This is a genomic window from Mycobacterium sp. KBS0706 (assembly GCF_005938675.2).
Taxonomy (GTDB): domain Bacteria; phylum Pseudomonadota; class Alphaproteobacteria; order DSM-16000; family Inquilinaceae; genus Inquilinus.
The window spans coordinates 49,850-55,849 of sequence record NZ_VCCH02000056.1 but is presented as its reverse complement, the minus strand read 5'-3'; the positions used below and the strand labels follow the sequence as shown (position 1 = coordinate 55,849).

The 6,000-nt window shown below is 70.7% G+C and carries 6 protein-coding genes and 1 riboswitch; of the genes, 2 read left to right on the top strand and 4 right to left on the bottom strand.

Annotated elements, in window-relative coordinates:
• Positions 1–145: 145 nt before the first annotated feature.
• The gene (locus FFK22_RS26460) at positions 146–1,603 is read left to right on the top strand and encodes an NAD-dependent succinate-semialdehyde dehydrogenase (protein WP_138887726.1); all 1,458 of its coding nucleotides are present in this window, start codon (positions 146–148) and stop codon (positions 1,601–1,603) included.
• A gap of 270 nt (positions 1,604–1,873) precedes the next feature.
• On the opposite strand, the gene FFK22_RS26455 is transcribed toward FFK22_RS26460, so the two are convergent.
• Positions 1,874–2,491, bottom strand: coding sequence for a helix-turn-helix domain-containing protein (locus FFK22_RS26455; protein WP_138887727.1), 618 nt, complete (start codon positions 2,489–2,491; stop codon positions 1,874–1,876).
• 55 nt (positions 2,492–2,546) lie between these two features.
• Between FFK22_RS26455 and FFK22_RS26450 the strand changes: the two genes are divergently transcribed.
• Positions 2,547–3,230 (top strand): B3/4 domain-containing protein, encoded by a 684-nt coding sequence (locus tag FFK22_RS26450; protein ID WP_221938868.1) that lies wholly within the window; start codon positions 2,547–2,549, stop codon positions 3,228–3,230.
• Positions 3,231–3,591: 361 nt separating this feature from the next.
• Here the strand turns inward: FFK22_RS26450 and glyA are convergent, their stop codons facing one another.
• From glyA to FFK22_RS26435, 3 genes are all read right to left on the bottom strand, one after another.
• Entirely contained in the window at positions 3,592–4,863 is a 1,272-nt protein-coding gene (glyA, locus tag FFK22_RS26445) for a serine hydroxymethyltransferase (RefSeq protein ID WP_138887729.1), read from the bottom strand.
• Between the two features lie 53 nt (positions 4,864–4,916).
• Positions 4,917–5,000: riboswitch (ZMP/ZTP riboswitch) on the bottom strand.
• Between the two features lie 62 nt (positions 5,001–5,062).
• A complete protein-coding gene (locus FFK22_RS26440; protein WP_138887730.1) occupies positions 5,063–5,398 on the bottom strand; it encodes a tRNA-binding protein in 336 nt (111 codons plus the stop codon).
• 101 nt (positions 5,399–5,499) lie between these two features.
• Entirely contained in the window at positions 5,500–5,931 is a 432-nt protein-coding gene (locus FFK22_RS26435) for a phasin family protein (RefSeq protein ID WP_138887731.1), read from the bottom strand.
• Positions 5,932–6,000 lie beyond the last annotated feature (69 nt).

The window sequence follows — 6,000 nt, the reverse complement described above, 5'->3', positions numbered from 1 at the left end:
CCCCTCCCTCTCCCCGAGGAGAGGGAACGAGCGCCGCCCCTTCACCTCTCCTTGGGGAGAGGTCGAAATCGCGCAGCGATTTCGGGTGAGGGGGTGTGCGGCCTCGCCACAAGAGCATTCCGTTCCGTGACCTCGTGAGGCCCTGATGCCCACCCTGACCCTGAACGACCCGACCCTGCTGAAGAGCCAGGCCCTGATCGGCGGCTCCTGGATCGGCGAGGCCGTCGATCCGGTGACCAACCCGGCGACCGGCGAGACGCTGGGCCGCGTGCCCCGCTTCGGCGAGGCCGAGGCCACCGACGCGGTCGAGGCCGCCGAGGCCGCCTTCGGCCCCTGGGCGAAGAGGACCGCCAAGGAGCGCTCCGCCGTCCTGCGCCGCTGGTTCGACCTGATCCTGGCGAACAAGGAGGACATCGCCCTGATCATGACCAGCGAGCAGGGCAAGCCGCTGGCCGAGGCGCGGGGCGAGGTCGACTACGCCGCCTCCTTCGTCGAGTTCTATGCCGAGGAGGCCAAGCGCATCTACGGCGAGACCATCCCGAGCCACCGCGCCGACGCCCGCATCCTGGTGATGCGCCAGCCGATCGGCGTGGTCGCGGCGATCACGCCCTGGAACTTCCCGGCGGCGATGATCACCCGCAAGGTCTCGCCGGCCCTGGCCGCCGGCTGCACCGCCGTGATCAAGCCGGCGCCGGAGACGCCGCTGACCGCTCTCGCCCTCGCCGAGCTGGCGGTGCGCGCCGGCGTGCCGGCCGGCGTGCTGAACGTGATCACCGGTGACGCGCCGAAGATCGGCAAGGTGCTGACCGGCCACCCGGCCGTGAAGTTCGTCGGCTTCACCGGGTCGACCGAGGTCGGCAAGCTCTTGATGCGCCAGGCCGCCGACACGGTGAAGAAGGTCGGGCTGGAGCTGGGCGGCAACGCGCCCTTCATCGTGTTCGACGATGCCGACATCGACGCCGCGGTCGAGGGCGCCCTGGCCTCGAAATTCCGCAACATGGGCCAGACCTGCGTCTGCGCCAACCGGATCTACGTCCAGGACGCGGTCTATGACGATTTCGTCGCCCGCTTCGCCGCGAAGGTGAAGGCGATGACGGTCGGCAACGGCACCGAGCCCGGCGTGGTCCAGGGCCCGCTGATCACCATGGAGGCAGTGGAGAAGATCGAGCGCCACATCGCCGACGCCACGGCCAAGGGCGCCGCGGTCGTCACCGGCGGCCGCCGCCACGCGCTGGGCGGCACCTTCTTCGAGCCGACCGTGCTGTCCGGCGCCACCACCGAGATGGTGGTGACGCAGGAGGAGACCTTCGGCCCGCTGGCCCCGGTCTACCGCTTCCGCGACGAGGCGGATGTGGTGGCCCAGGCCAACGCCACGCCGTTCGGCCTGGCCGCCTATTTCTACGCCCGCGACCTGGGCCGGGTGTTCCGGGTGGCGGAGGCGCTGGACTACGGCATCGTCGGCGTCAATGCCGGCGTCGTCGCCACCGAGGTCGCGCCCTTCGGCGGGGTCAAGGAATCCGGCCTCGGCCGCGAGGGCTCGCATCATGGCATCGAGGAGTTCGTGGAGCTGAAGTACGTCCTGCTCGCCGGGATGGCCGCGTAGGGCCGGCGAGCAATCCAAGCCCCGTACCAAGACGCAAGTGTGCCTCTCCCGCTTGCGGGAGAGGTCGGAGACGCGAAGCGGCTCCGGGTGAGGGGAGTTTGTCGAGGCCGGGACCAGCCCTCACCCGGCCGTCCTGCGGACGTCCGACCTCTCCCGCCAGGCGGGAGAGGCAAGGTGAAGGCGCTCGACATCCAGACCCGTCCGGATGCGCTGACCTGGCGGACCTCGATTCATTATGCGCTGACCTGGCGGACCTCGATTCATTCCCCTCTACAACCGCCGCGCCGCATGCGGCTCCATCACCGCCATGGTGAAGCGAACCGGCCGCGTGCCCTTGCAGGCATAGGCGTGCGGCCGGTCGCTGTGCAGCAGGGCCGAGGTGCCGGCCTGCACCTCATGCGCCCGGCCCTCGACCTCGAGCAGCAGCGTGCCGGCAGTGACGTGCAGCAGCTCGCGCGTGCCGGACGGGTGCGGGTCGGAGACGTGCCTCTCCTTCGGCTTCAGCTCCCAGCTCCACAGCTCCAGCATGTCCGGTCCCTCGCTGCCGACCAGCAGCACGGCGAGGCCGCCCTCCGGCCCGGCCCAGAGCCGCGCCGCCTCCTCCGGCCCGACCAGCCGCACCACATCCTCGCCGCCCAGATCCACCAGCTGCGCCACCGAGACGCCGAGCGCCGCGGCCACCCGGCACAGCGTGGCGATCGAGGGGTTCGAGCGGGCGTTCTCGATCTGCACCAGCATGCCCTTGCTGACGCCGGACAGCCGGGCGAGCGCGTCCAGCGACAGGCGCCGCGCCCGCCGCAGCTCGGCGACGTGGCGCGCCACTGCCACCGTCTCCGCCGCGGCGCCGTCGGGTGCGATGTCGGTCATTATATTGACCTTCTCGGTCATTTTGGCCTATTCAACACAGTGAACCTTCCGGTCATTTTAGCGAACCGAGCCGATGATGTCCGCCCCGCCTGTCGTCGATCCCGCCATCTGGGCACTGCGCCCCGATTTCGTGGCGCTGAGCCTGGTGGCGCGCGGCGCCCGCAACGGCCCGAGCGATGCCGACGGCGCCGCCCTGCTGGCCGAGGCCTGCGAGGCCGCGGCGGCGGGGCCGGACTGGGCGGCGGCGCATCTGGAGGCCTGGCGCGAGGCCTATCGCGGCTTCGGCGCCAAGCCGCAGCGCACGCCCTGCTCGGCCGAGGCGCTGCGCAAGCGGGCCCAGCGCGACGGCGGGCTGCCGCCGATCAACCGCATGGTCGATCTGTACAACGCGCTGAGCGTGCGCTGGGCCGTGCCGATCGGCGGCGAGGACCTGGCCGCCTATCAGGGCCCGCCGCGGCTGGTGCGGGCCGTGGGTGACGAGACCTTCGAGATGCTGGCGAATGGCGAGGCCGCGATCGAGCATCCGGAGCCGGGCGAGGTGGTCTGGCGCGACGATCGCGGCGTCACCTGCCGGCGCTGGAACTGGCGCCAGGGCCCGCGCACCCGCCTGGACCTGCCGACCAGGGAGATGTGGTTCGTGATCGAGCGGCTGGCGCCGATGCCGGTCGCGGCGCTGGAGGCGGTCGGCCGCGAGCTGGCCGACGGCATCCGCGCGATCGCGCCGGCGGCCCGGATCGAAACCACCCTTCTGACTCCCTGAGCCGGGCGGCGCAGGGCAGGTCGCGCACATCGCGCCCCCTCTCCCCGGCCATGCCGGGGCATCGCGACGGCCCGGCCGATGCCGGGTCGCCTGCAGCATGCGGGGTTTCGGTCGCGGCCGTTAGATCCAGATGGGGGTAATCGATGGTACCAGATGGATCGCTCGGCCGCTCGAAGGGCGGATCGGCACGGATATCGCCGCTGCGAGAGGAGCCGCTTCGACTCTACGCGCCGACACCGCACCCGTCCTGAGCGGATCGCCGTCTCACGCGCACGGCGTCGGTTGGTTCGCCACGCGAGCCCAACAAGCCGATGTCAGGACCGATATCGGGTTCGCGGTCGCGAACCCGATACACTCGGCTTTACCCCGGGATCGGGAACCGCCGGGCAAGATCCCGCACCGCATTCGCCAGCGCCGGCTCCGGCCGGGCGCCGGTGATCGCGTCGACGATCAGGTCGGCCAACGCCGTCATCTGCCCCTCGCGCATGCCCCGCGTGGTGACGGCGGGCGTGCCCAGCCGCAGCCCCGACGGGCGCAGCGGCGGCCGCGTTTCGTCCGGCACCACCTGCTTGTTCGAGACCAGCCCGACGCGGTCCAGCCGTTGCTGCGCCTCGTCGCCGTCGATGCCGAAGCTGGCGGCGACATCGACCACCATCAGGTGGTTGTCGGTGCCGCCCGTCACCAGCCGCGCGCCGCGCGCCTGCAGCGCCGCGGCCAGCGCCCGGGCGTTGTCGAGCACGCGGCTTGCATAGGCCCGGAACTCCTCCTGCGCCGCCAGGTGCAGCGCCGTGGCCAGCGCCGCGACCTGGTCCATATGCGGGCCGCCCTGCAGCCCTGGGAACACCGCCTGGTCGATCGCCTTGCGGAACGGCTCGCGGCACAGGATCAGCCCGCCGCGCGGCCCGCGCAGGGTCTTGTGCGTGGTGGTGGTGACGACGTCGAAGCCGGCCGCCAGCGGGTTCGGCAGCGCCTTCCCGGCGATCAGCCCGCCGATATGCGACACATCGGCCATGGTGATGGCCCCGACCTCGTCGGCGATGGCCTTGAAAGCGGCATAGTCGATGTCGCGCGGGTAGGAGGAGAAGCCGGTGATCAGGAGCTTCGGCCGCTCGCGCCGCGCGGTCTCGCGGATCGCGTCGAAGTCGAAGCCACCGTCGGCCACGGTGCCGTAGCGGACGAAGCGGAAGATCCGGCCCATGGCCGAGACCGGGGCGCCATGGGTCAGGTGGCCGCCATGCGACAGATCCATCGCCAGGATGGTGTCGCCCGGGGCCAGCAGGCCGAAATACACCGCCTGGTTCATCGGCGAGCCGGACAGCGGCTGGACATTGGCATGCTCGGCCCCGAACAGCGCCCGGGCCCGGCCCTGGGCCAGCTCCTCGATCTCGTCGGCATGGAGGTTGCCGCCGTAGTAGCGGCGGCGCGGCTGGCCCTCGGCGTATTTGTCGGCGAAGACCGAGCCGAGCAGCGGCCGCAACTCGGGGAAGGCGTGGTTCTCCGACGCGATCAGGGTCACGCCCTGGCTCTGCCGGCGCTCCTCGCGCTCGAGGATGGCGGCGGCCTCCGGATCGGCGGCGGCCAAGCGGGTGCGCAGGTCGGGATCGGCCGGGTCTGGCTGGTGCCGATATTCCATGGGGACTGCTCCGTTTCGATGCCTGGACACGAATCGCCCGACCAGCTTCCAAGGAAGGCTGCCCAGGCGAGCGGCATCGAAACGGTCCTACACGCTCCCTCGGGGTGCTCCCCGTCTCGCCAGTCACGTGAAGGGTATGGCTGATCCTGCGATCGCGACGATGATCGGCGGGACGCGCCGCCGCGTCAACCGCGCAGAGCTAGAACAGCCGACCGCCATTCGGCACAGGGCGCTCGATCGCGGCCAGCACGACGTTGCCCTCGGAATCGGGAAAGCCCAGCACCAGGATCTCGGAGATGAAGCGGCCGATCTGCTTCGGCGGAAAATTCACCACCGCCGCGACCTGCCGGCCGAGCAGCGTCTCCGGCGTGTACAGCGCCACCAGCTGGGCCGAGCTGCGCTTCTGCCCGATCTCGGGCCCCAGGTCGACGGTCAGCTTGTAGGCCGGCTTGCGCGCCTCGGGATACGGCTCCACCGCCACGATGGTGCCGACCCGGATGTCGACCTTGGCGAAATCGTCGTAGCTGATCGTCATGCTGCCCTCTGCGAGACCGGGGCGCACCCTGCCGCGCCGGCACCCGGAACGCAAGAAGGCCGCCCGGAGGCGGCCTTCATCGTCTCACGACGACACTGGGATCAGCGCTTGGTCGGGGCCTTCAGCACGCCCTTCAGCTCGTCGAAGCTGGCGCTGACGCGCTTGCTGACGATCTCGGCGGCCTCGGTGTTCGACTTGGCCAGGAGCTCGGCCAGCTCCTTCATGTCGGCGATCGCCTTCTCGAAGGCGGTCTTCGCCAGCTCGGTCTGCTTCGCCAGCTTCTCGTCCGGCGCGCCGGGCGAGGCGAGCGAAGAGAACTGGCCCTGCAGCTCGGCCAGGTTCTGGCGCAGAATCTCGCCCTGACGGCGGGCGAAGGCCTGCACGCCCTCGGCCGCGGTGCGGTTGGCGGCGGTCAGCGCCTCGATGTTCTTGCGCTGGGCCTGCAGCACCGCGTCGAGATCGACGCCCGGCACCTTGAACTCGCTCAGCAGCTTGGTGAAATCGACGTCCCAGACTGGCGGCACCTTGCTCATGGCCCAACTCCTGGTTGCACAATTAAGCAGCACCTTACACGGGGTCGACCGCAGTGCAAAATAAATTTG